Source organism: Pseudomonas sp. AIG, assembly GCF_977020205.1.
In genome coordinates, this window is the sequence record NZ_CDROCK010000007.1 from 79325 (window position 1) to 104635 (window position 25311).

Consider the following 25311-nt stretch of genomic DNA (forward strand, 5'->3'; position numbering starts at 1 on the left):
TTTAGCGTCGCGCCAGCAGCCCCGGCGTGCCCGGCCCAAAGGGCCAGCTTCAAGTTGCAAGCTCCAAGCCGCAAGCTCGAACAGTCCGCGTACTGCTCCAACTTGCCGCTCGAAGCTAGAAGCTCAAAGCTGCCCTATTAAAATGTTCCCGTCTTTTAGAGGAGCGCGACTCATGACCGTGATCAAGCAAGACGACCTGATTCAGAGCGTTGCCGACGCCCTGCAGTTCATTTCCTATTACCACCCCGTGGATTTCATCCAGGCGATGCACGAAGCCTACCTGCGCGAAGAATCGCCAGCGGCCCGTGACTCGATGGCGCAGATCCTGATCAACTCGCGCATGTGCGCCACCGGCCACCGCCCGATCTGCCAGGACACCGGTATCGTTACCGTGTTCGTGCGCGTCGGCATGGGCGTGCGTTGGGATGGCGCCACCATGGGCCTGGACGACATGATCAACGAAGGCGTACGTCGCGCCTACAACCTGCCGGAAAACGTCCTGCGTGCCTCGATCCTCGCCGACCCGGCGGGTGCTCGGAAAAACACCAAGGACAATACCCCTGCGGTGATTCACTACTCCATCGTTCCGGGCAACACCGTGGAAGTGGACGTAGCGGCCAAGGGCGGCGGTTCCGAGAACAAGTCGAAAATGGCCATGCTCAACCCGTCCGACTCGATCGTTGACTGGGTACTCAAGACCGTTCCGACCATGGGCGCCGGCTGGTGCCCACCGGGCATGCTCGGCATTGGCATCGGCGGCACCGCCGAGAAAGCTGCGGTCATGGCCAAGGAAGTGTTGATGGAATCCATCGACATTCACGAGCTGAAGGCCCGTGGCCCACAGAACCGCATCGAAGAAATGCGTCTGGAGCTGTTCGAGAAGGTCAACCAGTTGGGCATCGGCGCCCAGGGCCTCGGTGGTCTGACCACCGTGCTCGACGTAAAAATCATGGACTACCCGACCCACGCTGCCTCGCTGCCGGTGTGCATGATCCCGAACTGCGCCGCCACCCGACACGCGCATTTCGTGCTCGACGGTTCCGGCCCAGCCTCGCTGGAAGCGCCACCGCTGGACGCCTACCCGGAAATCGTCTGGGAAGCCGGCCCGTCGGCTCGTCGCGTCAACCTCGACACCCTGACCCCGGAAGACGTGCAGAGCTGGAAGCCGGGCGAAACCGTCCTGCTCAACGGCAAAATGCTCACCGGTCGTGACGCTGCGCACAAGCGCATGGTCGAGATGCTTAACAAGGGTGAAACCCTGCCGGTCGACCTCAAAGGTCGCTTCATCTACTACGTCGGCCCGGTTGATCCGGTCGGTGACGAAGTGGTTGGCCCGGCGGGTCCGACCACCGCGACGCGGATGGACAAGTTCACCCGGCAGATCCTTGAGCAAACCGGCCTGTTGGGCATGATCGGAAAATCCGAGCGCGGTCCGACCGCCATCGAAGCGATCAAGGACAACAAAGCCGTGTACCTGATGGCCGTTGGCGGCGCGGCTTACCTGGTTGCTCAGGCCATCAAGAAGTCGAAAGTGCTGGCGTTTGCCGAACTGGGCATGGAAGCGATCTACGAGTTCGAGGTCAAGGACATGCCGGTCACCGTTGCGGTGGACAGCAAAGGCGAGTCGGTGCACATCACCGGCCCGGCGATCTGGCAACAGAAGATCAGCGAAAGCCTGGCGGTAGAAGTGCAGTAAGCCCTTCGCCTCAATGAAAACGGCCGGTTCATCCTCTGTGATGAACCGGCCGTTTTTGTTTGTGCAAACCGATCGCGATAAAAAACCTGCCCAAGCACAGAAAATGATCTTGCGCACCTGTCAGATCTGACAGGTTCGCTTCCAGCCTTTTCTTGTTAGCGTCAATCCATACACGCCCACGTCAAGCGCGATGGATTTCCCTATGCCCGATCAAGACTTGAGCATTACTGCTCCTTCCATCGCCAAAAGCTCATCAATCGCCACCATTGGCAACAGTTGGAGCGCGGTCGGCCCGACCGGTACGGCTGGATTCGAACTGCCCGTCCCGACGACTCCCGGACGCGGCTATGATCCGCAACTGACCCTGCGTCACAACAGCAACAGCGGCAACAGCCCCTTCGGTGTGGGGTGGGACATCGCCACCAGCCGGATCAGCCGCCGCACCAACAAGGGTGTGCCGCGCTACACCGTTCACGATGAAATCGTCAATCAGAATGGCGAAGTGTGCATGGCCGAGCTGGATGAAAACGGCGATCTCAAATACCGTTTGGAGAGCACATACAACGGCCAGGACATTGGCCCACATAATGTGGTCCGGTACTGGCCGCGAATTGAAAGCGATTTCGCCCTGTGCGAGTGCTGGCAACGGCAGACCGGGAAAGCCGATGAACCGGTGTTCTGGCTGGTGCATGGCGCTGACGGCTCATTGCACGTCTACGGCATGACTGCCGCCTCACGCCTCGCCGCCCCCGACGATGCATCTAGCGTCAGCGCCTGGCTGCTGTGCGAAAGCATGAACGCGCGCGGCCAGCACATCTGCTACGAATATAAAGCTGACGATGCTGAGCCTGATCCGGTTCATGACTATCGCGCCCAGCGCTATCTGCGCCGGGTGTGCTACGGCAACGTCGTGGCAAGCAACCAGCTATTGAGTTGGACCTCCGATGACCCGGCGGCCACTGCGCGATGGTATTTCCAGTTGCTGTTCGATTATGGCGAGCGCGGAACATTGCTCACCGATAAGCCGGAATATGCCAGCACCAAGCCCTGGCCCGTGCGTGACGACTTTTTTCTGACCCACGGACAAGGATTTGAACTGGGCACCCGCAGACGGTGCCACCAGGTGCTGATGTTTCATCACTTTCCTGACGGTGCAGTCGCAAACGCCAAACTCGCGCGCCGGCTGCTGCTGGAATATGGACCGCTATCAGACGAGCAGCCCTACAGCCTGATCCGCGCGGCGTACTATCAAGGGTTCAATGCCGACGGTAGCGCCGAAAACTCACCGCCAGTAGAGTTCGAGTACTCGGCGTTCAACATCAATAAAGTCCCGCAGCGCTTTCTCGAATCCGACCAGCAAAATGGCATCGAGGACGGCCGTTTCTACAGCTGTATCGATCTGTGGGGCGAAGGCCTGCCGGGTTTGCTCTACCGCTCTGACCAGGCCTGGTATTACCGCCCCCCCAAGCGCGCGAAGCCCAACACCGACCAGGTCGATTATGAGCAATGGCAGTTGCTGGAAAAGATCCCGGTCGCCAACCGTAATGGCACCGTGCTGCAAATGCTCACCGACCAGATCGGTAGCGGACGCCTGCAATGGGTCACCGCACAACCGGGCTTCAGTGGTTTTCGTGAACTGACCGAGCAGCGTGATTTCTCTGACTTCATGTGCTTCGACGCCTGGCCGACGGAGTTTTTCTCCCCGCAGGCAGTCGTCGGCGACTTCGGCGGCGACGGTTTGCCTTCCATGGCGATCATCGCCAGAGACTACGTCCGCTACTACCAGAATCTCCGTGAAACAGGCTTCGCACCGGCTGAGGAGGTTGCTCATGACGACGATGACCCCTTGCCGGTGTTCAGCAATTCACGCAGTGAACTGGTCCTGCTGGGCAATCTGACCGGCAGTGATATTCCCGGGTTGTGCCGCATCCGCCATGACCGGGTGGATTATTGGCCAAGTCTCGGTCATGGCAAATTCGGCAGAGGTCGCAAGATCAGCGAGTTGCCGTTCAACTATGGAGAGTTCGACTCGTCGCGTGTGCGCCTTGCCGACCTTGACGGCTCCGGCGCACCGGCACTGATTTATCTGAAATCCGATGCTTTCGAGATCTATCTGAACTGCGCGGGTAACGGTTTCAGACAAACGCCCGTGATTGTCCCCTGGCCGGCTGGCGTGCGGTACGACTCGTTGTGCCACGTTATCTTCGCCGATCTGCAGGGGCTGGGTTGCGCCACGCTGATCCTGACCGTGACACACATGAAGCCGCAGCATTGGCGCTACGACTTCGTCTCGGCCAAACCCTATCAACTGATCGCCAGCAATAACAACATGGGTTGCAGCACCCGTGTGACCTATCGAAGTTCGGCACAGGAATGGCTGGATGAAAAGCGTGCCTTGCTCAAACGCCGACGCCAGGCAGATTGCGGTTTGCCGTTTGCGATGTCGGTGGTCAAGCAACAGCAGCAACTCGATGAGATCACCGGTAACTGCTTGACCCGGTTTTTTACCTGGCAGGAGGGGTATTACGATCCCAAGGAGCGCGAATTCCGCGGTTTTGGTCACGTGCAGCAGACCGACAGCGAAGCGGCCACGATCAATCCAGACCCAGGCTTCAGCCAGCCGGTACGGGTACTGACCTGGTACCACATGGGCCGCGCGATGAATCGCTCCCGCCTGCCCTATTTCAACAGAGATGAGCAGGCTATCGCGCTGGGAAAAACCTTGTTTACCCGTTTTGAGCACAAAGAAGGCGTCGATAAAATCGTCAAAACAACGCTCGATGCCGAAAGCGAATACCAGATTGCGCGGGCCTTGGTCGGCTCGGTTTTGCGCATCGAGACGTACGCCGACACGCCGCGCCTCACCACCCCGTACTCGGTCGTAGAGAGGCGTTTTCTGGTGCGCGAAGTTCGGCCCCAGAATCAGTATGCCGCCGCAGTTCTGCTGCCGCTGCTCGCAGAGGAAATCAACTATCAATACGACGGTTTCGTCAATGACCCGCGTTGTCAGCACAGCATCAGCCTGCTTTGGAACGACTTCGGACAATTGATCCATGGGTTCAACGTGAGTTACGCCCGCAGGCTGACGGCCGACAGTCCCCCTCCCTACGCCGATGAAGATGAAAACGATTTTTGGCGCGACGCCCACGACGAGGCACAGCAATCGTTCTATTTGAAGGAATTGTGTGCCCGATTCATTGATCTGCACACTCCACAAATATGGCGACTGGGCCTGCCCTTCCAACAACGTGAAAATGCGCTGGTGTTGCGCAAAGGCACGCTGCCTGCCGGGCTCGATCCGGCGCAGGCGTCCTACGAGAACTTTACGCAACATCAGGATTCGAAAACCTGGCACGACCTGCGCGTACTGACGACACAATCCGTGCAGCGCTATGTGGGCACAGACGGCAAGCCACTCAATGATGGTGAAGCCGGTTTCGAAGCCTTGTCAGGCCGGGTGGAAGTGGCGCTGCTGGACAAAACCGCACTGGAGGCCTACAGCCTGCCCGGCGTGGATATTGACGTGCGGGCTGAACTGGAAAAAATCGGTTACACCCCAATGCCGTTTCTGTTCGGGATAATCCCGCGAGGCAGCACAAATCAGGACTTGTGGTCTGCGAACTTCAATGATGTCGAATACCACGATAGCGACCACTTCCATCACGTCCGCCGTTATCGCGAAACACTCAGCCACGGTTGGACCAGCGCCGACTATGATTCCTTTGCACTGAGGATTATCCGCGTTGAACTGCCCGACGGTTGTGTGACGCAAACCCGCTACGATGATCACCATCTACTTCCCCGGGAAATCCTCGACGCCAATGAAAACGTCGAGGAAGTGGATTACGACGCCTTCGGGCAACCCACGAGGATCAGTTTTTACGGCAGCGAACGGGGGGAGTACGTCGGCTTCCGCCCACTGAGCGAATATAACCCTCTGCCGGATACCCACCCTGAATGGGCCATCGCCCATCCCGAGGACGCCGTGCAAAGTGCGGCGAGTACGCTGCATAAAGATCTGTTCAGCTGGATGGGACAGATTCCGCCCCGGGCGGCATTGTACTCAAAATGGATAGACCAGCGACTCCTGTTGCCCAGCGGGCATATTCGCGCCAGCACCCGCCATCGGCTGACCCACGGCAAAGACCTGACGGCTGATGAACTGGCATTGCTTGAGGCGATAAAAAAAGTCTGGCGCGGGCCGGTGCACACGCTGACTCTCAGCGTCGATCGCTACCCCTGCGACGTAATCAAGCCACAGATCCAGATGGTCAAGGCCTGTGTCGACGGTTTTGGCCGGCCGTTGCAATCCCAGCAACGGGTCGATCCGGGCGAGGCGTACGAGGTGGACCCGACAGACTGCTCGCTGCTCATTGATAAAGGTCAGTCGCCTGCCGATCCGCGCTGGCGCATCAGCGAACGCGTCGAGTACAACAACAAGGGGTTGCCGACGCGCCAGTACCGGCCGTTTTTTGCCAACAGGCATTGCTACGTCAACGATCAATCACTGCACAAACTCGGACTGTACGATCAGCTGTTTTATGACCCATTGGGTCGCGTGGTTAAAGTGCTCAACGCCAAAGGCTACTTTTCCCGAGAGACTTACCATCCCTGGTATCGCGCCTCCTACGATTTCAACGACACCGCCGAAGAAGCGCCGCCTTCCAAGGTGCCGAAACAATGAACGCCAGTGTGCATTCGCGCACGCCCTCGCTGTCGGTGATCGATGGCCGTGGCCTGCCGATTCGTCAGGTCGCCTACCTGCGCACGGTGGCTGGCGAGCCCCCTAGAGCACTCGTGACGCGCCAACAACACGATGTGGCCGGCCGTCTGGTGGCGCAACACGATCCTCGCTTGCCCATAGCGAACACCACAACCGTTTACGCGCTGGACGGCACGGCGGTGCTCACCGACAGCGTCGATAGCGGCAGGCGCCATGTGCTCGCCGGCCTGGGCGGCGAGCCGCTGCAACGTTGGGACGAGCGCGGCCATCACTGGCGCTCGACCTTCGACAGCCAACTGCGCGTGGTGGCGATGGAGGTCACGGGCAACGGTGAGAATCAGCTCGATACCTTCACCTATGCCGATGGGGCCGAGAGCGCAACCCACAACCGGCGCGGCAAACTGATCCAGCAGGTCGACCCCTCAGGTTCACTGGACATCCCCCGCTATGCCTTCACCGGCCAGCCACTGGACGAAACCCGTACGTTCCATGATGGCGCAGCGTTCATCAGCCAGCATGTGTTCAGCCCCCTCGGCGTTGTGCTGGAGCAGACCGATGCCGGCGGACATTGCCGACGGTTACGCTACGGCCTCGCCGGGCAACTCAGACAGGTGGACCTGTGGATAAACGGCACAGAATTGCAATCCGTGTTACTCGATGCGCAATACAACGCCAATGATCAGATCATCGAGCAACGGGCCGGCAACGGCGTGCTCAACCAATGGACCTACGATCCGGCCGACGGGCGCCTGCACACCCAAGGCAGCCGGGCAGGCGAAAAGTTACTGCAGAGTTTTGTGTATTTTTACGACCGGGTCGGCAATGTTGTCCGCATCGAAGACCCCATCTTTAAGCCCGTCTGGTTTGCCAATCAACTGATCGACGGTCACCGCGATTTCAGCTACGACTCGACGTACCGGTTGATCCGCGGCACCGGCTACGACGACGCTGCGCCTTCGGATATTCCCGGCTGGCCGACACCGACCGACCCGAAAAACCGCCTCAATTACATCCAGAGCTATACATACGACGACGGCGGCAACCTGATCGAACTCAGCCATGTACGAGAGGGCAAAACCTTCACTCGGCAGATGTACATCGACCCCCACAGCAACCGCGGCGTGCGCTGGAAAACCGGCGACGCGCCGCCGGATTTCGACACGTTATTTGACCCTCACGGCAATCAACGGGCTCTGAAGCCGGGTCCGACGTTGCAATGGAACGCGCGCGACGAACTGGAAAGCGTGCCTCTGGTGAGCCGAAAAAACAGCAACAGCGACGCCGAGCATTACCGTTACAGCCAGGGCCAGCGAGTCTTCAAATGCCATGAATGGTTTACCGACAAGACCCGCCACTTTCATCAGGTGCGTTACCTGCCCGGCCTGGAAATCCGCACCAAAGACGACGGCGAAGAACTGCACATCATCAGCCTCGGCAATGCGCGGTGCCTGCACTGGATCACCGGGCGTCCCGGCAGCATCGAAAACAATCAAATGCGCTACAGCCAGAAAGACCACCTCGGCTCCTGTGTCAGGGAACTTGATCAACAGGCAGACCTGATCAGCGAGGAAGGTTATTACCCCTTCGGCGAAACGGCGTGGATGGCGGCACGACACGAAGTGGAAGTGCGCTACAAATTTATCCGTTATTCAGGCAAGGAAATGGACGTCAGCGGGTTGTATTACTACGGTGCACGGTATTACGCGCCGTGGTTGCAGCGCTGGGTCAGCCCCGATCCGGCAAGTGATGTGGATGGACTGAATCTGTATGGGTTTGTGGGAAACAACCCGGTCTCTTTTATCGATGTGCATGGCAACAGCGGAGACAAATTCGATATCGTCAATTTCTCAAACTTCGTCACCGAGCTCAGTGATTACGCCGCTACTACGCAGGACAAGATGCAGAAGATATCAAAGAAACAGTACGGGACCGAGCTGCTGGGGAATGTTGTTGCAGAATCACTTACTGGCGTTGCCGGCTTCTTCGCTGGTTATTTCGGCGGCGGGTTCGCAGGCTCAACACTTACCGCCGGTATGCCCTCCTTCGTCGGCTACTTGTCCGAGATGATTGCCATGCACGTCAGCGGCGATATCGGCGAGTCGATCGCCGGCAAATACACGTCCGTTGCAAATATGACAACCCCATTGATTCCACAAACTTCGGTAATGAGCGTCGCAGCCATTGATCAAAAGGTCGGCATCACAGAGAGTTCATCGAGTTTTACGCCGGCCGATGCCGCCAACACCTTACTGACCCGCGGCGTCGGATCCTATCTTCCAGGCGTGGGCGCGGCACTTAATATCGGTGCGCGGGTGCAGGAAGTGGAGGACATTAAACAGGGTCTGGATCCGGTCAAGATTGAAAAAATCGAAACGATGCTCGCCGAATGGAAACAAGCCGTCACTTCGCGAATGGCCGATATGGAGAAAGCCTTCAGACGTTTAGGACAAGATACGGTCAATTCCGCTGATGTGCTACCTGCGAGCCGCCTGACGGCTGCCAAGACCATTCGGCTCGATACCTTGCGAGAGCAGACCCGTGCGACCGTGGGATTTATCGAAAGCAGCCAGACCATCATGCAGTGGTACAAAGAGGACATGCTCACAGACAACAGGTTTTTGCGCAAACAGGCGAAACCAGAGTCGCAATGGCAGAAGTTTCAGAAATTTGTCCTGCCCTTCACCAAACACAAATTCAAATGAAATACGACCCCGTTCACGGGCACACTCCAACGTTGACGGTGATCGACGGCCGTGGCCTGCCGATTCGTCAGGTCGCCTACTTGCGCACAGTGGCTGGCGAGCCCCCTAGAGCACTCGTGACGCGCCAACAACACGATGTGGCCGGCCGTCTGGTGGCGCAACACGATCCTCGCTTGCCCATAGCGAACACCACAACCGTTTACGCGCTGGACGGCACGGCGGTGCTCACCGACAGCGTCGATAGCGGCAGGCGCCATGTGCTCGCCGGCCTGGGCGGCGAGCCGCTGCAACGTTGGGACGAGCGCGGCCATCACTGGCGCTCGACCTTCGACAGCCAACTGCGCGTGGTGGCGATGGAGGTCACGGGCAACGGTGAGAATCAGCTCGATACCTTCACCTATGCCGATGGGGCCGAGAGCGCAACCCACAACCGGCGCGGCAAACTGATCCAGCAGGTCGACCCCTCAGGTTCACTGGACATCCCCCGCTATGCCTTCACCGGCCAGCCACTGGACGAAACCCGTACGTTCCATGATGGCGCAGCGTTCATCAGCCAGCATGTGTTCAGCCCCCTCGGCGTTGTGCTGGAGCAGACCGATGCCGGCGGACATCGTCAGCAATCGTGTTATGGCCTGGCCGGGCACCTGCGGCAGGTACAACTATTGATCAGCGGCCAGAGCCAATGGCAGCCCGTGATGCTTGATGCGCAGTACAACGCCGCCGACCAGATCATCGAGCAGCAGGCCGGTAATCTTGTCCTCAGTCGCTGGACTTACGACCCGGCCGATGGTCGTCTGCACACTCAGTCCAGTCGCAAAGACACCGGCGCAGTGCTGCAAGATCTCGAATATTTCTACGACCCCGTCGGCAACATTACCCGCATCGAAGACCACGCCTTCCAGCCGGTTTATTTCGCCAACCAGCGGGTCGACGGTCACCGTGATTTCAGCTACGACTCGCTGTACCGACTGGTCAGCGCCAGCGGCTACGACGACGGCCCGCTCTCGGACATTCCCGACCTGCCGAAGCCCACCGACCCTAACAATCGCCTCAACTACACCCAGACCTACACTTACGACACCAGCGGCAATTTGGAGAAACTGGTGCATGTACGGGCCGGCGCCAACCGCACCATGCAGATGCGCATTGATTCAGTCAGCAATCGCGGCGTGCGCTGGAAACCGGATGATCCGGAGCCTGACTTCGACAGACTGTTCGACCGCCACGGCAACCAGCAGAACCTGCAACCGGGACAGGCCGTGCAATGGAATGCACGGGATGAGCTGAAACGCGTGACGCTGATTGCCCGAGACAGCATTGACGAGGACGCCGAACTCTACCGTTACAGCCAGGGTGTGCGGGTGTTCAAACGCCATGAAACGTACACCGACAGCGCTGCGCATTTTCATCAGGTGCGCTACCTGCCGGGTCTGGAAATCCGCAGCAAGGACAACGGCGAAGAACTGCACGTCATCTCCGTAGGCGGTGCGCGTTGCCTGCATTGGGCAAAAAAACCACCCGAAGACATCGAAGACAATCAACTGCGCTACAGCCTCGGTGACCATCTGGGTTCATGCACGATAGAACTGGATCAACGTGCCCGGATCATCAGCCAAGAAGGCTACTACCCGTTCGGTGCCACCGCATGGATGGCGGCCGACTCTGTGGTTGAAGTCAGTTACCGGTTTATCCGTTACTCCGGCAAGGAAATGGATATCAGCGGTGTGTACTGCTTCGGCTCGCGCTATTACGCGCCGTGGTTGCAACGCTGGATCAGTGCGGACCCGGCAGGCGACGTGGATGGGCTGAATCTTTACGCCTTCGTCGGCAACGATCCGATTGGCCATGTCGACGTCAACGGGGAAACCAGGGTCCCGTTTTTGGACGATATTAATGCCGGAATGGATCGCATCATTGCTTCGGAAAACAAGAGCTATGCCAAAAATGCGCAACGCCTTGCAGAAAAGCGTATGGCCCGCCAAATGAATGACCAGATGATGCAGCACATTGAAATCCTGGGGATCACCCAGCGCCGCGCAAGCGATGCCGCCAAGCAACTCGCCAGAATGGGTTCAGGCAGCGACATTGCCTTGGCGACAACACGCAGAACGCTGGTATTGGTCGCAAGCAAAGCCCTCAGTTATGGCGTCGGTCTAACGGTCGGTGTCGGTGCTCAGGCACTGGGCGCCGCGGCACCCGGTGTCGGCAACGTGGTAGGCGGAGCGATGGGCTACGCCGCAAAAGTCGGGGTCAGCGCGCTCATCGACTATGCGGCCGAAAGAACCGGACTGAGCGCGTCGGTCAATTTGAAAACTTCCAAAGTGTCAGCGGACACTATTATTGAGAAAGCCCAACACAAACAACTGCAACCGCTTGAGTATTTGAACGCCAAACTCCAGGGCATGATTCCCCACGACAAAAAATCCGGACTCAAGTTGGTGAAGGAGGCCGGCGGTCAACTTACGGCGGCGGGTGTGAAGGGAACTCTCAATTCACTACCTCCCGCAGCGGCCGGCGCCATCGCTAGCGGAGCCGCGGCGTTATGGAGCTTGCCGGAAATTGTCAATGAAACGGCTAAGGCCATCGCTGGAAAATCCAGCGAAAAAATGCTTGCATTCGAAGGGGAAATTCTCGGACTTGCACAGGCTATCGAAGCGAGTAACGACACGGTCCATGAGTATGCTCACGCACTTGGCAGAACCAGCATGAACGGCGTCGACCTCAACGATCTAGACCAGGAAACAGCCCGAATCACCGACATGCTCCACGGTCTGGCGTTAACGGTGCAAAAGCATAGAACTGCTCACAACGCCGCCGCGTAAATGGGCGGCTTTCCAAGCGGGGACAATGTTCCCGCCTGCCGACATGCTATCGTGCCCGCCCGACTGCCATCCGTTTGCCCAGCATGCTGCCGACTTCCCGTACCTTGCGTCTGTCGTTGTATACCCTGCTGATCATCGCCGGCGCAGCGCTTGCCGCCACGCTTGCGATCCGCCACGCCGAACGTCAGGCGCTGGAAGAAGACGCCGCCCGCGCCAACCAGCAGCTGGCGTTGTACGCCAACTCCCTGCACACCCTGATCGACCGCTACCGCGCCCTGCCCGCCGTGCTGGCGCTGGACCCGCAATTGCGCTCGGCGCTGGCGGGACCGGTCGATGCCGACGAACAAACGGCGTTGAACCTGAAGCTGGAAAAGATCAACGGCGCGGCGCAATCCTCGACCCTTGAACTGCTCGATCACACCGGCCTCGCCGTGGCGGCGAGCAACTGGCGCTTGCCCAGCAGTTACGTTGGCCACAACTACGGTTTTCGCCCCTACTTCAGCCAGACCCGCACCCAGGGCACCGGGCGCTTTTACGCGGTGGGCGTGACCAGCGGAATTCCCGGCTACTTCCTCTCCAGCGCGGTGCTTGGCGACAACGACGAGTTCCTTGGCGCAATGGTCGTCAAGCTGGAGTTCCCCGAGCTGGAACGCGAGTGGAGTCAGGGCAATGACACGCTGCTGGTCAGCGATGCGCGCGGGATCATCTTCATCGCCAACCAACCCGGCTGGCGCTACCGCGCGTTGCGGCCGTTGAGCGCCAGCGACATGGCCGAGATCAAAGCCACGCGCCAGTACGACAAACAGTCGCTGCTGCCCTTGACCCACTTGTCGCTGCGCCGCTTCGATGACAACAGTGATCTGCGCCGTGTTGAAGGCCCCGAGGGCACGGCGGATTATCTGTGGGAATCGCTGCCACTGAGCGCCGAAGGCTGGACTCTGCATCTGCTGCGTCATCCGCAAGTGGCCTTCGAAGACCTGCGCAACGCCGGCCTCGCCGCCGCCGGCGTGTGGCTGGCGCTGGTGTTTCTGTTGCTGTTTCTCAACCAGCGCTGGCGCCTGTCGAAGATTCGCCAGCGTAACCGCGAAGAGCTTGAACAATTGGTGGAAGAACGCACCCGCGACTTGCGCACTGCGCAGGACGGTCTGGTGCAATCGGCCAAACTCGCCGCGCTCGGGCAGATGTCCGCCGCGCTGGCCCATGAAATCAATCAGCCGCTGACCGCTCAGCGCATGCAACTGGCAACCCTGCGCCTGCTGCTCGACCATGGCCGGGTCGACGATGCCTATAAAGCGCTGAAACCGGTCGACGACATGCTCACGCGCATGGCCGCCCTCACCGGCCACCTCAAGACCTTCGCGCGCAAAAGCCCCAGCGGTTTGCGTGAGCGGCTGGATCTGGCGACGGTGGTCGATCAATCCTTGCAGTTGCTCGATGCGCGGTTGCGTGACGAACAGGTCAGTCTGGTGTTGCACCTGACGCGTCCGGCGTGGGTGCGCGGTGATGCGATTCGTCTCGAACAGGTGCTGATCAACCTGCTGCGCAACGCCCTCGATGCGATGCAGGGCAAAACGTGCAAGCGCCTCGAAATTCGTCTGGAAGCCGATGAGCAACTGTGGCGCCTGAGCGTCAGCGACAATGGCGGCGGGATTGCCGAAGACCATTTGGGCCAGGTCTTTGATCCGTTCTTCACCACCAAACCGGTGGGTGATGGCCTCGGCCTCGGCCTGGCGGTATCCTTCGCCATCGTGCATGAATCCGGCGGCCGTCTGAGCGCCGAAAATGGCGACAGCGGCGCGGTGTTCAGCCTGACTTTGCCAATCGATCTGGAGGCACACATCTGATGCTCAATTCAGTGATGGTGGTCGATGACGAAAGCAGCATTCGCAGCGCCGTCGAGCAATGGCTGAGCCTGTCCGGCTTCGAGGTGCAGTTGTTCAGCCGCGCCGAAGAATGCCTCGCCGCCCTGCCCGCACATTTTGCCGGGGTGATCCTCAGCGATGTGCGCATGCCCGGCATGGGCGGGCTGGCGTTGTTGGCCGAAGTGCAGAAGCGCGACGCTGATCTACCGGTGATTCTGCTCACCGGCCATGGCGATGTACCGATGGCCGTCGAGGCAATGCGCGACGGCGCCTATGACTTTCTGGAAAAACCGTTCAGCCCGGAAACCCTGCTCGGCAGCTTGCGCCGGGCGTTGGACAAACGCCGTCTGATACTGGAAAACCGTGCCCTGCACAAGCAGGCCGACAACCGCGCCAAACTCGACGCGACGTTGCTCGGCGTGTCCCGTGGTTTGCAGACCTTGCGCCGGCAGGTGCTGGACCTGGCGACGCTGCCGGTCAACGTGTTGATCCGTGGTGAAACCGGCAGCGGCAAGGAACTGGTCGCGCGTTGCCTGCATGATTTCGGCCCGCGCGCGGCCAAGCCGTTCGTCGCGCTGAACTGCGCGGCGATTCCTGAGCAGTTGTTCGAGGCCGAGTTGTTCGGTCACGAGAGCGGCGCATTTACCGGCGCCTCGGGCAAGCGCATCGGCAAGCTGGAGTACGCCGATGGCGGCACCTTGTTTCTCGATGAAATCGAAAGCATGCCGCTGGCCCAACAGGTGAAACTGCTGCGCGTGCTGCAGGAGCAGAAGCTTGAACGGCTGGGTTCGAACCAGAGCATTCGTGTCGATCTGCGCATTGTCGCGGCGACCAAACCCGACCTGCTCGATGAAGCCCGGGCCGGACGTTTTCGCGAGGATCTGGCGTATCGCCTGAACGTTGCCGAACTGCGCTTGCCGCCGCTGCGTGATCGCCGCGAAGACATTCCATTGCTGTTCGAAACCTTCGCCCAACAATCCGCTGAACGTTTGGGCCGTACCTTTCCGCCTTTGAGTGGCGCGCAATTGAGCCATCTGCTCAGCCATGACTGGCCGGGCAACGTGCGTGAACTGGCGAACGTCGCCGAACGTCAGGTGTTGGGGCTGGATGAGCCGGCGCCGGGGATTGATCCGGGGCAATCGCTGGCGGCGCAGCAGGAGGCGTTTGAAGCACAGTGTTTGCGTGCGGCGCTGACCCGGCACAAGGGTGATGTGAAAGCGGTGCTTGAAGAGCTGCAACTGCCGCGCCGCACGTTCAATGAAAAGCTGCAGCGGCATGGGTTGAGTCGGGAGATGTTTCTGCCTGAGTGAGGCTGACTCGAGATTTTTGATCGTTCCCACGCTCCGCGTGGGAATGCAGCCTGGGACGCTCCGCGTCCACTCTAGAGCCGAACGCGGAGCGTCCGTTGAGGCATTCCCACGCAGAGCGTGGGAACGATCGGAGTAAGCGATATTTCGCTCATCGATACTCTGCGATAAGCGGATTTCCGCCCACCCAATCCCGTCACCCCCCTCTAAACCGGCCCTCCCCCCGTTGGCACACCTCCTGCTATAGCCCTCGCAGGCTGCGTTCCAACGCGCTCCACAAAAACAATTAAACGAAGGATCCTTCAATGGATAACTCCAACGCCCTGCCACTTGGGTCGGCTGCCGTGCCCACCAAAGAAAGAACCACCGCTAGCCGGATCAAATCGATCTTCAGCGGTTCCGTCGGCAACATGGTCGAGTGGTACGACTGGTATGTGTATGCCGCCTTCTCGCTGTACTTCGCGAAAACCTTCTTCCCCGCCGGTTCCACCACCGCCCAACTGATGAACACCGCCGCGATCTTCGCCGTCGGCTTTCTGATGCGTCCGATTGGTGGCTGGCTGATGGGCATGTACGCCGACAAGGTCGGCCGTAAAAAAGCCCTGATGGCCTCGGTCTACCTGATGTGCTTCGGCTCGCTGCTGATCGCCCTCAGCCCGAACTACGAAACCATCGGCATCGGCGCGCCGATCCTGCTGGTGTTCGCGCGCTTGCTGCAAGGCCTGTCGGTCGGCGGCGAATACGGCACCTCGGCGACCTATCTGTCGGAGATGGCGACCAAGGAACGTCGCGGCTTCTTCTCCAGCTTCCAGTACGTGACCCTGATCTCCGGCCAGCTCATCGCGCTGGGCGTCCTGATCGTGCTGCAGAACGTGCTGACCACTGAACAACTGTACGCGTGGGGCTGGCGTATTCCGTTCGCCATCGGCGCGCTGTGTGCGGTCGTGGCGCTGTACCTGCGTCGCGGCATGGAAGAAACCGAGTCGTTCACCAAGAAAGAGAAGTCCAAGGAAAGCGCCATGCGCACCTTGATGCGCCATCCCAAAGAACTGTTGACCGTGGTCGGCCTGACCATGGGCGGCACCCTGGCGTTCTACACCTACACCACCTACATGCAGAAATACCTGGTGAACACCGTCGGCATGAGCATCTCCGACTCGACCACCATTTCTGCCGCCACGCTGTTCCTGTTCATGTGCCTGCAACCGATCATCGGCGGCCTCTCGGACAAGATCGGTCGTCGTCCGATCCTGATCGCCTTCGGCGTGCTGGGGACGATCTTCACCGTGCCGATCCTGATGACCCTGCACACCGTTCAGACCTGGTGGGGCGCGTTCTTCCTGATCATGGCAGCGCTGATCATCGTCAGCGGCTACACCTCGATCAACGCGGTGGTCAAAGCCGAACTGTTCCCGACCGAGATCCGCGCCCTGGGCGTTGGCCTGCCGTATGCACTGACCGTGTCGATCTTCGGCGGCACCGCTGAATACATCGCGCTGTGGTTCAAGAGCATCGGCATGGAAACCGGTTACTACTGGTATGTGACGGCGTGCATCGCGGTGTCGTTGCTGGTGTACATAACCATGAAGGACACCCAGAAGCATTCGCGGATCGTGACTGACTGATCGGGTTTTCACAGCCACTGCAACGGTGGCTGTTCTGGCCCCTTCGCGAGCAGGCTCGCTCCCACAGTGGTCGGTGGTGTTCACATATTCTGTGGGCACCCCATTACCCTGTGGGAGCGAGCTTGCTCGCGAATGAGGTCAACTCGGTATTAAGTCAACTCGGCAACCTGCGGCTTGCCATAACGTTTCTGCGCATACGAAGCGCCGACAATCATCACCAGCAGAATCCCCGCCAGCACCGCCGACGAACCGATGGTGCCAAAGTCCAGCCCGCCCTTCTCATGGGGCTTGGTCATCAAGTCACCCAACGTCGCGCCAAACGGACGGGTCAGCACGAACGCCACCCAGAACAGCACCACCGTGGAAATCTTCGTGAAGTATTTCAGCAGCACGACCACGGCAATCGTCGAGCCGATCAGTAACGCACCACCGGCAAATCCCAGGCCCGAGTCGTCGGCCAGGTAATCGCCCAGCGCGGTGCCGAGGGTGTTGGAGAACAGAATCGCCATCCAGTAGAACATCTCGCCACGGAAGGTCTGCACCTTGCTGACGTTGAGCGAATCACCGCTCAGGCGCCAAGCGGCGAAGATCGCCAGCAGGATCGCGATAAGGATCATCGAGCCGGTGGCGTAACCGAGTCCGAGGGTGCGGTCCATGAAGTCCGACATGGTCGTGCCGGCGGTGCTGGTGGACAGGATCACGATCCAGTACAGCAGCGGCTTGTAGGTCTTGGCCATCAACTGCGTGATCAGCGTCAGCACAAACACGCTGATCAGGATCAGCGAGCTCATGGCGTAGCCGACGTTGAGGGTCATCGACAACAAATCGCCCGCGGTTTCCCCCAGGGTCGTCGCGCAGATTTTCATGACCCAGAAGGCCAAGGTGATTTGAGGCAGTTTATTCATCGCAGGCAACGCTCCAGTGTGTGACGGCCGGTTCTTGGTTTTCTGGCCACGGGCAGACTGGCGTTGCAACGGTGAAAAAGCGGTCGGCAAAGTATGAAAAATCTGTCATGCCGCACAAAACAGCGATTAATCGCTAATTAATGCTGCCCCCTCATTCTGCAATCACCTGATCGATGACCTGCGCGACGCTCGCTCCGACGACGAAAGCGAATTCAACGTGCCGCCCTTAACATCAAGTTAATCGATTGTTTTTAGCATTATTTTGCGCTTTTTAATCAATTTATTTGGCGTAGCATTAGACCCATGCAACACACATCGCCAACGAATCTGGAGTAACCGACATGAAAACCAAACTGATCCTCGCCCTGACCCTGTCCGTACTGGCTGCCAACACTTTCGCTGCCGATGGCTCGGACAAAACCAAATCCGCTGACTTCATCAACGGTGCCAGCGCCGCCATCGAAACCAGCCACACCGGCACTTACGCTGCTGATGGATTTGATAAAACCAACATCGGCAAAGCTGTTGCTGCCGATGGCTTCGATAAAACCAACCTGGGTAAAACGGTCGCTGCTGACGGCTTCGACAAAACCGGCACCGCCGCTGCCATCAGCTAAGTATCAGCAGTCCTCCCACAGCCCGGCTTTGGCCGGGCTTAGTCATTTCTGAATCCCACACAAACCCCTTGTAGGAGTGAGCCTGCTCGCGATAGCAGTGGGTCAGTCAAACATCTATCAACTGACACACCGCTATCGCGAGCAGGCTCACTCCTACAGGGGTTTTGCGTCTGGCTGGAAATATGCGGGGCGTCCTTGCACTATGGCTGCATCCGAAACTCAGCCTCAGGAATTCACCCGCCATGCCCGATGACATCCATTTCTACGAACCCGCCAACGGCCACGGTCTGCCCCACGATCCGTTCAACGCCATCGTCGGCCCGCGCCCGATCGGCTGGATTTCTTCGCAGGATGCCAACGGCCAGCTCAACCTGGCGCCGTACAGCTTTTTCAACGCCTTCAACTACATTCCGCCGATCATTGGTTTTTCCAGCGTCGGGCGCAAAGACAGCCTGAACAACATCGAGCAGAACGGCGAGTTCGTCTGGAACCTCGCCACCCGGCCGCTGGCCGAGCAGATGAACCAGAGCTGCGCGATGGTCGCGCCTGAGGTCAACGAGTTTGAATTGGCGGGTTTGACGACAGTGGCATCAAAAGTGATTTCAGTACCACGGGTCGCAGAAAGTCCGGTGTCCTTCGAATGCAAGGTCACGCAGATCATTCAATTGCAGCGCGCTGATGGCGAGACGGTGCCGAGCTGGCTGATCCTCGGCGAAGTGGTCGCCGTGCATATCGCCAAGTGGCTGTTGAAGGATGGAATCTACGACACCGCCGCGGCAGAACCGATTCTGCGCGGCGGCGGGCCGGCGGATTATTTCCAGTTGGGGCCTGAGGCCCTGTTCAAGATGTGGCGTCCGGGCGCCAACAAGTAACGCGTTACCAGATCAACTCGGCGTCTTCAGTGACGCCTTTGAGGTTATCCAGCTCCTTGATGGCCGCTTCATCAGCGGCAATGGCGCCGGGGAAGATCTGGTCATTCAACAGTTTGTGAAAGCGTGGTGCACCGCCATCGACCAGGGCCTTGACCGCGATTGCCGCGTGATAGCCCTTGTTGCCGCCCAACTCGACGGGGACGACTGCGGAAACTGCTTCGAAGTGTTCGAACTCTTTACGTGCCATGTCACATATCCCGGCTCAGACAAACAAGCCGGACATTAAACCCTCAACCGACGAGTTTGTGTACCGGCGCCGGGCATTGACCGAGGGCTTGCGCCGCCGACACGTCCTTGAACGTGTGGAAGTCGAGGCTGTTGACCACCAGTTCCTGCACCAGCTCGGCGAAGATTTCCATCGATGGGCTGTTGAAATAGTTGGTCATCATTTGCTGGCTGCTCCAGAAGCCGGAGACCAGCCACAACTCGGGATCACACTGCGAATGCTGCAAGGCAAAGCTCAGGCAACCGGGGGCGGCGCGGGACGGCTCGATCAACGCGCTCAGGCGTACACCGAGTTCCGCCGAACGCCCGGCGCGCGCTCGAACGAAGGCCATATGACTGACGGGAATCTGCTTGGACATGTTCAACCCTCCCAGGGAGTCGCGTGGCAGCCGGGGGACGGGCTGCGACAGGATCAAAGGTTAAGGGCCGCACGCCAGCCGCCGTTAGTCGATTCCTGTCGCTGCGTTGCACAATCCTGCGAGACTGCGCAGAAGACCTGTAACAACCTGTAAAACTGCGTCACACGGTTGTCATACGGCGTATCAAGCAACTTTGCCGCCCTACAACCTGCTATGGCTGAGCCCGCCCACAATCCCATGCAGGATCAGGCAAGCATTTCGCAGGATGTGTCTACCGCTGGCGCTTGCACAAACATATGCTCTGCTCCATTCCACCTCCCCTGCCGAGGATGCCGTGCATGACGTCATTCGATCGTTTTCAAGCCGAACCCACCGCTGACATGGAAAAACAGCGCGCGGAACTGGCGGCGATCATCCGCCGCAACACCACCGACGATGGCAGCTACGAGACCGCCATCGGCTCGCTGTTCATGTCGCGTCACACCCGATCCCACGACTTTGCCCCGGTGCTCGCGCAACCGGCGCTGTGCATCATGGCGCAGGGACGCAAAGAGGTGCGGCTGGCCGACGAGTTCTTCAATTACGATCCGCTGAATTACCTGGTGGTGTCGGTTTCGATGCCGTTGAGCGGGCGCGTGGTGAATGTCTCGCCAGAAGAACCGATCCTCGCCGTGCGCCTGGATATCGACCCGACCGAAATCACTGCATTGATCGCTGACGCCGGCCCCATGGGCGTACCGACCCGGCCGACCGGGCGGGGTTTGTATGTCGAGCAGATCGACAGTTCGATGCTCGATGCCGTGCTGCGTCTGGCCCGCTTGCTCGATGCACCGAAAGACATCGCCATGCTCGCGCCGCTGATTCGTCGGGAGATTCTTTATCGCCTGTTGCGCAGCCCGCAGGGCCATCGTTTGTATGAAATCGCGATCGCCAATAGCCAGAGCCATCGCATCAGTCAGGCGATCAAATGGTTGAACGGCAACTTCGAACAGCCGCTGCGCATTGATGATTTGGCGAAAGAAGTGAACCTCAGCGTCTCGACCTTGCATCACCGTTTCAAGGCGATGACGGCGATGAGCCCGTTGCAGTATCAGAAGCAGTTGCGCCTGCAAGAGGCGCGGCGCTTGATGCTGGCCGAAGGGCTGGAAGCGTCGGCGGCGGGGTATCGCGTCGGGTATGAAAGTCCGTCGCAGTTCAGCCGTGAGTACAGCCGTTTGTTTGGTGCGCCGCCGTTAAGGGATTTGGCGCGGTTGCGGCTTTCTGTCTGATCCGGACTTTGTGTCAAGACTGATGGCCTCTTCGCGAGCAAGCTCGCTCCCACAGGGGTTAGTGTCAATCACACATCCCCTGTGGGAGCGAGCTTGCTCGCGAAGAGGCCGGAATGATCAGCGAAAAATCCGGATCATTCCCCCAACACCCGACAAGCCTCTGCCGGCAACGTCACCGACACCGGATGCCCGATCGCCAAGCCGATCCCCTGACACGGCGTACTCAGCGCGGTAAACGTCACCCCGGAACACTCCACCGTGGTCTCGATCGTCGCGCCGATATCGCGCACAAACGTCACCTTGCCGAGCAGGCGATTGCCCGCCGTCGCTTGCGCTGCGGACAGTTGCAAGTCTTCCGGACGAATCAGCATCTTCACTTTCTGACCGACGACAATGCTGCTGCAGATCGGCACTTGCAGCGCATCGCCGCCCGGCAGGCTGACCTTGCCGTTGCCCAGTGCCGTGGCCGGAAAGATGTTGCCCGAGCCGATGAAGTCAGCGACGAATTCGTTGGCCGGATGCCGATAGATTTCGATCGGCGTACCGACCTGCTGCACCTTGTGCTCGCCCAATACCACAACGATATCGGCCATGGTCATCGCTTCGCGCTGATCGTGGGTGACCATGATCGTGGTGATGTTCAAGCGCTGTTGCAGTTGGCGAATTTCCACCTGCATCGACTCACGCAGCTTGGCGTCGAGCGCCGACAGCGGCTCATCGAGCAGAAGGATTTTCGGGTGCGAGGCAATCGCCCGGGCAATCGCCACGCGTTGCCTTTGCCCACCAGAGAGTTTCGCCACCGGGCGATCGATCATCGCCTGCAACTGGATCAGCTCCAGCAACTCGGCCACCCGTTTCTGCTGATCAACCTTGCTGACGCCGCGCAGTTTCAGCGGATAGGCGATGTTCTCGCCGACGGTCATGTGCGGGAACAGCGCCAGCGACTGAAAGACCATGCCGAAGTTGCGCAGGTGCGCCGGGGTCTGGCCGATGTCCTCGCCGTCCAGGCGAATCTCGCCGCCAGTGAGGGTTTCCAGCCCGGCGATCATCCGCAGCAAAGTGGTTTTGCCGCAGCCGGAAGGGCCGAGGAAACACACCAGTTTGCCTTCCGGCAAATGCAGATTGACGTCTTGTACCGCACACGCCGAGCCGTAGAATTTCTCGACGTTTTCCAGAATCAGACCAGTCATGTTGCACCTCAAATCAAAAGGAAACGCCGCCCTCGCCCACCAGCTTCTCCAGCGCCCAGATCAGGACGAAGTCGATCAGCACGATCAGCACGGCAAACGAGAACACGGTAGGGTCGAGCGATGACACGGTGCGGCTGTACATCCAGATCGGCACGGTCATGACGTCGATGGTGTAGAGGAAATAGGTCACGGTGAATTCGTTGAACGAGACGATGAACGCCAGCAGCATGCCGGCCAGAATCCCCGACTTCATCAACGGTACTACCACATCGACAATCGCACGCAATGGTGAGGCGCCGAGCATCCGCGCCGCTTCTTCGACTTCACTGCCGATCGAAAGCATCGCGGCGGTGCAGTTCTTCACCACAAACGGCAGCGCCAGAATCACGTGGGCAATCACCAGCCGCGAGGTGGTCATATGGAACGGCAGACTGTCGAACACCAGCAACAAGGCCAAGCCCAAGACCACCATCGGAAACACCAGTGGCAGCGACATCAGTTGCAATGCCACGGCTTTGCCACGGAACTCGCAACGGGTCAGCGCGTAAGCGGCGGGCACTGCGATCAGCGTGGCAAAAACCATGGTCAGGCACGACACCAACAAACTGGTGGCCATGGCCTGGCCGAGACTGAGCACATCACTGGCGTCCGGCGAAACGAAGGTGTGCCAGGCCGCTTTGTACCATTGCAGGCTGTAGCTGCTCGGAGGGAAGTCGAGGTTCGACGCACCGCTGAACGACATGACGATCATGGTCAGGATCGGCAACACCGCCAACAGCAGAATGAAGCCGGAAAGGATGCCGGCAAACTTGCCGGTTTCGCCGGGTAACAGGGCCATGCGTTTTTTGGTCAGGGCACTCATTGCGAAGCCTCCAGCAGACGCCGACGACGGCCGGTGATGTATTCGGACAAGGTCATGATCGCCAGCGTGGTGATGATCAGCACCACGCCGGCAGCGGACGCAGCAGGCCAGTTCATCAGCGGCGCGATCTGGTCATGCACCATCACCGCGAGCATCGGCACGCGCCGGCCACCGAGCAGCAACGGCACGACGAAGCTGCTGGCGTTGTAAGCGAACACCAGCGTTGCGCCAGTGATGATCCCCGGCAAACTCATCGGCAACACCACTTGGCGGAACACCTGAAAACGGCTGGCGCCGAGGGTCGCAGCGGCCTCTTCATAAGTGCGGGCGACACCGCGCATGGCACTGGCGATCGGCAACACGGCGAGTGGAAACGCTGTTTGCACCAAGCCCATCAGGACGCCGTTCTGGTTGTACAGCAACATGATCGGCCGCTTGATCAGACCGAGGCCCATCAGCGCCTGATTGAGCATGCCGCCGGGCCCGAGAATCACCAGCCAGCCATAGCTTTGCAGCAGCAGATTGACCAGCAACGGCAGCAGCACCGCTGCGAGGAAAATTCGCCGCAGAAACGGCGAGGTCAGCCGCGACATGGTGTACGCCACCGGGATCGCCAGCACCACGGCAATCACCGCGCTGATCAGTGCCAGACGCAAGGTCAGCAGCAAGGATTTCAAGTAATAGGGTTCGAGCAACTGGGCATAACTGGCCAGGCTGAAACCGCTCCACTCCGCGCCTTTGGTGCCGACGCTCATGCGCAGCACCAGCAGGCTGGCGGCGATCAGCACGCCGAGAAACAGCATCGACGGCGTGAGGAAAAACCACGCCCGCGCGGTGGGCGAAACACCGCGCATCGGGCGCACGGCAGCAGCGCCGACCGCTTGGGTCAGGGATTGATGTTCCATAGCAATAATCTCGTCAATGGAAAAACAACTGACGAACACAACTCTCCAAACCACCCCCGCCCCCTTGTAGGAGTGAGCCTGCTCGCGATAGCGGTGTGTCAGCCACCTAATAGGTTGACTGGTATGACGCTATCGCGAGCAGGCTCACTCCTACAGGGGGTTTGCGGTGTTCCGAAGACTGGTGTTCGGCTCAGGAAGAAAAGATTTCCGTATAGCGACGAATCCATTGGTCATGCACGGTGGCCAGGAAGGCGTTGTCGTGCATGATCGCCTTCTCGGCAATCTGCTCCGGCGTAAGGATGAACGGGCTCTTGCGTGCTTCGGCGGAGATGATCGCCTTGGCGTTGACCGGGCCGTTGAAGATGTCCTCGGCCATCTTGCCCTGCACCAGCGGGTCGAGGGAGTGGTCGATAAAGGCGTAGGCCAGATCGGTATCGCCGGGACGATTCTTCGGCATCACCGAGAGCATCAGGTCGGTGTAGAACCCTTCCTTCATGCCGAAGGTCGCGCCGAGACCGTAGTTCGGATCGCGAATCTGCTTGGGGAAAAATGCCGGCGCGTACAAGCCGCCCATGTCCAGTGAACCGGTGCGAAACAGCTCGGCAATCTGGTTCGGGTTTTCACCCAACGTCACTACGCGGTCTTTTAGCTCGGCGAGTTTCTTGAAGCCCGGTTCGATGTTGTGTTCGTCACCGCCGGCCAGTTTCGCGGCGATGATGATCAGGTCCATCGCTTCGGTCCAGTTCGGCGGCGGCAGGAAAATGTTCGGCGCCAGATCGGCGTCCCACAGCGCGGCGTAACTGCTCGGCGCTTCTTTCTGCGTGCGGGTGCTGTAGACCAGACTGTTGCACCACAACAGGTAACCGATGCCGTGGCCATTGGCGCCAGTGCGGTATTTTTCCGGGACGTCGACGAGGTTGGGAATGCGGTTGAGGTCGGGTTTTTCCAGCAGCCCGGCAGCGGCCAGACCTTCGGCCCCCACCCCTGCCAATGTGATGATGTCGTACTGCGGACGGTCACCACCGGCCTTGAGTTTGGCGACCATTTCCGAGGTGCTGCCGGTGCGGTCGGCGATGACCTTGGCGCCGGTCTTGGCTTCGAACGTGGCGGCGATATTGCGCAGTGCGGCGAGGCCGGTGTCATCCGACCACGTCAGCAAGCGCAGGGTCTTGCCGGCGAACCGCGTGTCGCTGGCACTCGCCCGGATGAAGGGCATGCTCAGGGCGGCCGCCGCCACCGAGGCGACGCCGACGGTTTTAATGAATTGACGCCTGTTCAGATCGTGCTCGCCCATGACGGACTCCCTTTGTT

At 59.5% G+C, this 25311-nt stretch carries 17 protein-coding genes; 10 read left to right on the forward strand and 7 right to left on the reverse strand.

From position 1 onward, the window contains the following. The first annotated feature begins 172 nt into the window (after positions 1 to 172). The 7 genes from ACWR1S_RS06760 (at position 173) to ACWR1S_RS06790 (ending at position 16737) form a co-directional block, all read left to right on the forward strand. Positions 173 to 1696 (forward strand): fumarate hydratase, encoded by a 1524-nt coding sequence (locus ACWR1S_RS06760; RefSeq protein ID WP_454562911.1) that lies wholly within the window; start codon positions 173 to 175, stop codon positions 1694 to 1696. A 202-nt stretch (positions 1697 to 1898) separates the two neighbouring features. Beyond that, on the forward strand, positions 1899 to 6380 hold the full coding sequence (locus tag ACWR1S_RS06765) for a SpvB/TcaC N-terminal domain-containing protein (RefSeq protein WP_454562912.1): 4482 nt from the start codon (positions 1899 to 1901) through the stop codon (positions 6378 to 6380). Further along, complete coding sequence (locus ACWR1S_RS06770) at positions 6377 to 9121, forward strand: RHS repeat domain-containing protein (protein ID WP_454562913.1); 2745 nt, start codon at positions 6377 to 6379, stop codon at positions 9119 to 9121. The genes ACWR1S_RS06765 and ACWR1S_RS06770 overlap by 4 nt, the downstream gene beginning before the upstream one ends. Continuing rightward, a complete protein-coding gene (locus ACWR1S_RS06775; protein ID WP_454562914.1) occupies positions 9067 to 11943 on the forward strand; it encodes an RHS repeat-associated core domain-containing protein in 2877 nt (958 codons plus the stop codon). The genes ACWR1S_RS06770 and ACWR1S_RS06775 overlap by 55 nt, the downstream gene beginning before the upstream one ends. Before the next feature lie 83 nt (positions 11944 to 12026). Then, positions 12027 to 13787 carry an ATP-binding protein gene (locus tag ACWR1S_RS06780; protein ID WP_454562915.1) on the forward strand — a complete coding sequence of 587 codons (1761 nt, stop codon included), beginning with the start codon at positions 12027 to 12029 and terminating at the stop codon, positions 13785 to 13787. After that, the gene (locus tag ACWR1S_RS06785; protein ID WP_454562916.1) at positions 13787 to 15115 is read left to right on the forward strand and encodes a sigma-54-dependent transcriptional regulator; all 1329 of its coding nucleotides are present in this window, start codon (positions 13787 to 13789) and stop codon (positions 15113 to 15115) included. The genes ACWR1S_RS06780 and ACWR1S_RS06785 overlap by 1 nt, the downstream gene beginning before the upstream one ends. Before the next feature lie 302 nt (positions 15116 to 15417). Then, the gene (locus ACWR1S_RS06790) at positions 15418 to 16737 is read left to right on the forward strand and encodes an MFS transporter (protein WP_454562917.1); all 1320 of its coding nucleotides are present in this window, start codon (positions 15418 to 15420) and stop codon (positions 16735 to 16737) included. 149 nt (positions 16738 to 16886) lie between these two features. On the opposite strand, the gene ACWR1S_RS06795 is transcribed toward ACWR1S_RS06790, so the two are convergent. Beyond that, a complete protein-coding gene (locus tag ACWR1S_RS06795) occupies positions 16887 to 17642 on the reverse strand; it encodes a COG4705 family protein (RefSeq protein ID WP_093430527.1) in 756 nt (251 codons plus the stop codon). A gap of 341 nt (positions 17643 to 17983) precedes the next feature. On the opposite strand from ACWR1S_RS06795, the gene ACWR1S_RS06800 reads away from it, so the two are divergent. Beyond that, positions 17984 to 18259, forward strand: a complete 276-nt coding sequence (locus ACWR1S_RS06800; protein WP_064119044.1) for a hypothetical protein — start codon at positions 17984 to 17986, stop codon at positions 18257 to 18259. A gap of 242 nt (positions 18260 to 18501) precedes the next feature. Next, positions 18502 to 19131, forward strand: coding sequence for a flavin reductase family protein (locus tag ACWR1S_RS06805; RefSeq protein ID WP_454562918.1), 630 nt, complete (start codon positions 18502 to 18504; stop codon positions 19129 to 19131). A gap of 4 nt (positions 19132 to 19135) precedes the next feature. On the opposite strand, the gene ACWR1S_RS06810 is transcribed toward ACWR1S_RS06805, so the two are convergent. Then, complete coding sequence (locus ACWR1S_RS06810; protein WP_093430528.1) at positions 19136 to 19378, reverse strand: hypothetical protein; 243 nt, start codon at positions 19376 to 19378, stop codon at positions 19136 to 19138. 43 nt (positions 19379 to 19421) lie between these two features. Then, positions 19422 to 19775, reverse strand: a complete 354-nt coding sequence (locus ACWR1S_RS06815) for a putative quinol monooxygenase (protein ID WP_093430529.1) — start codon at positions 19773 to 19775, stop codon at positions 19422 to 19424. A 338-nt stretch (positions 19776 to 20113) separates the two neighbouring features. Between ACWR1S_RS06815 and ACWR1S_RS06820 the strand changes: the two genes are divergently transcribed. After that, complete coding sequence (locus ACWR1S_RS06820) at positions 20114 to 21043, forward strand: AraC family transcriptional regulator (protein WP_093430530.1); 930 nt, start codon at positions 20114 to 20116, stop codon at positions 21041 to 21043. 134 nt (positions 21044 to 21177) lie between these two features. On the opposite strand, the gene ACWR1S_RS06825 is transcribed toward ACWR1S_RS06820, so the two are convergent. From ACWR1S_RS06825 to ACWR1S_RS06840, 4 genes are all read right to left on the reverse strand, one after another. Continuing rightward, positions 21178 to 22233, reverse strand: coding sequence for an ABC transporter ATP-binding protein (locus ACWR1S_RS06825; RefSeq protein ID WP_454562919.1), 1056 nt, complete (start codon positions 22231 to 22233; stop codon positions 21178 to 21180). Between the two features lie 13 nt (positions 22234 to 22246). Continuing rightward, on the reverse strand, positions 22247 to 23095 hold the full coding sequence (locus tag ACWR1S_RS06830; protein ID WP_064119039.1) for an ABC transporter permease: 849 nt from the start codon (positions 23093 to 23095) through the stop codon (positions 22247 to 22249). Continuing rightward, positions 23092 to 24000, reverse strand: coding sequence for an ABC transporter permease (locus ACWR1S_RS06835; RefSeq protein ID WP_454562920.1), 909 nt, complete (start codon positions 23998 to 24000; stop codon positions 23092 to 23094). The genes ACWR1S_RS06830 and ACWR1S_RS06835 overlap by 4 nt, the downstream gene beginning before the upstream one ends. 190 nt (positions 24001 to 24190) lie before the next feature. Then, entirely contained in the window at positions 24191 to 25294 is a 1104-nt protein-coding gene (locus ACWR1S_RS06840) for an ABC transporter substrate-binding protein (protein ID WP_093430534.1), read from the reverse strand. Between the last annotated feature and the right edge of the window lie 17 nt (positions 25295 to 25311).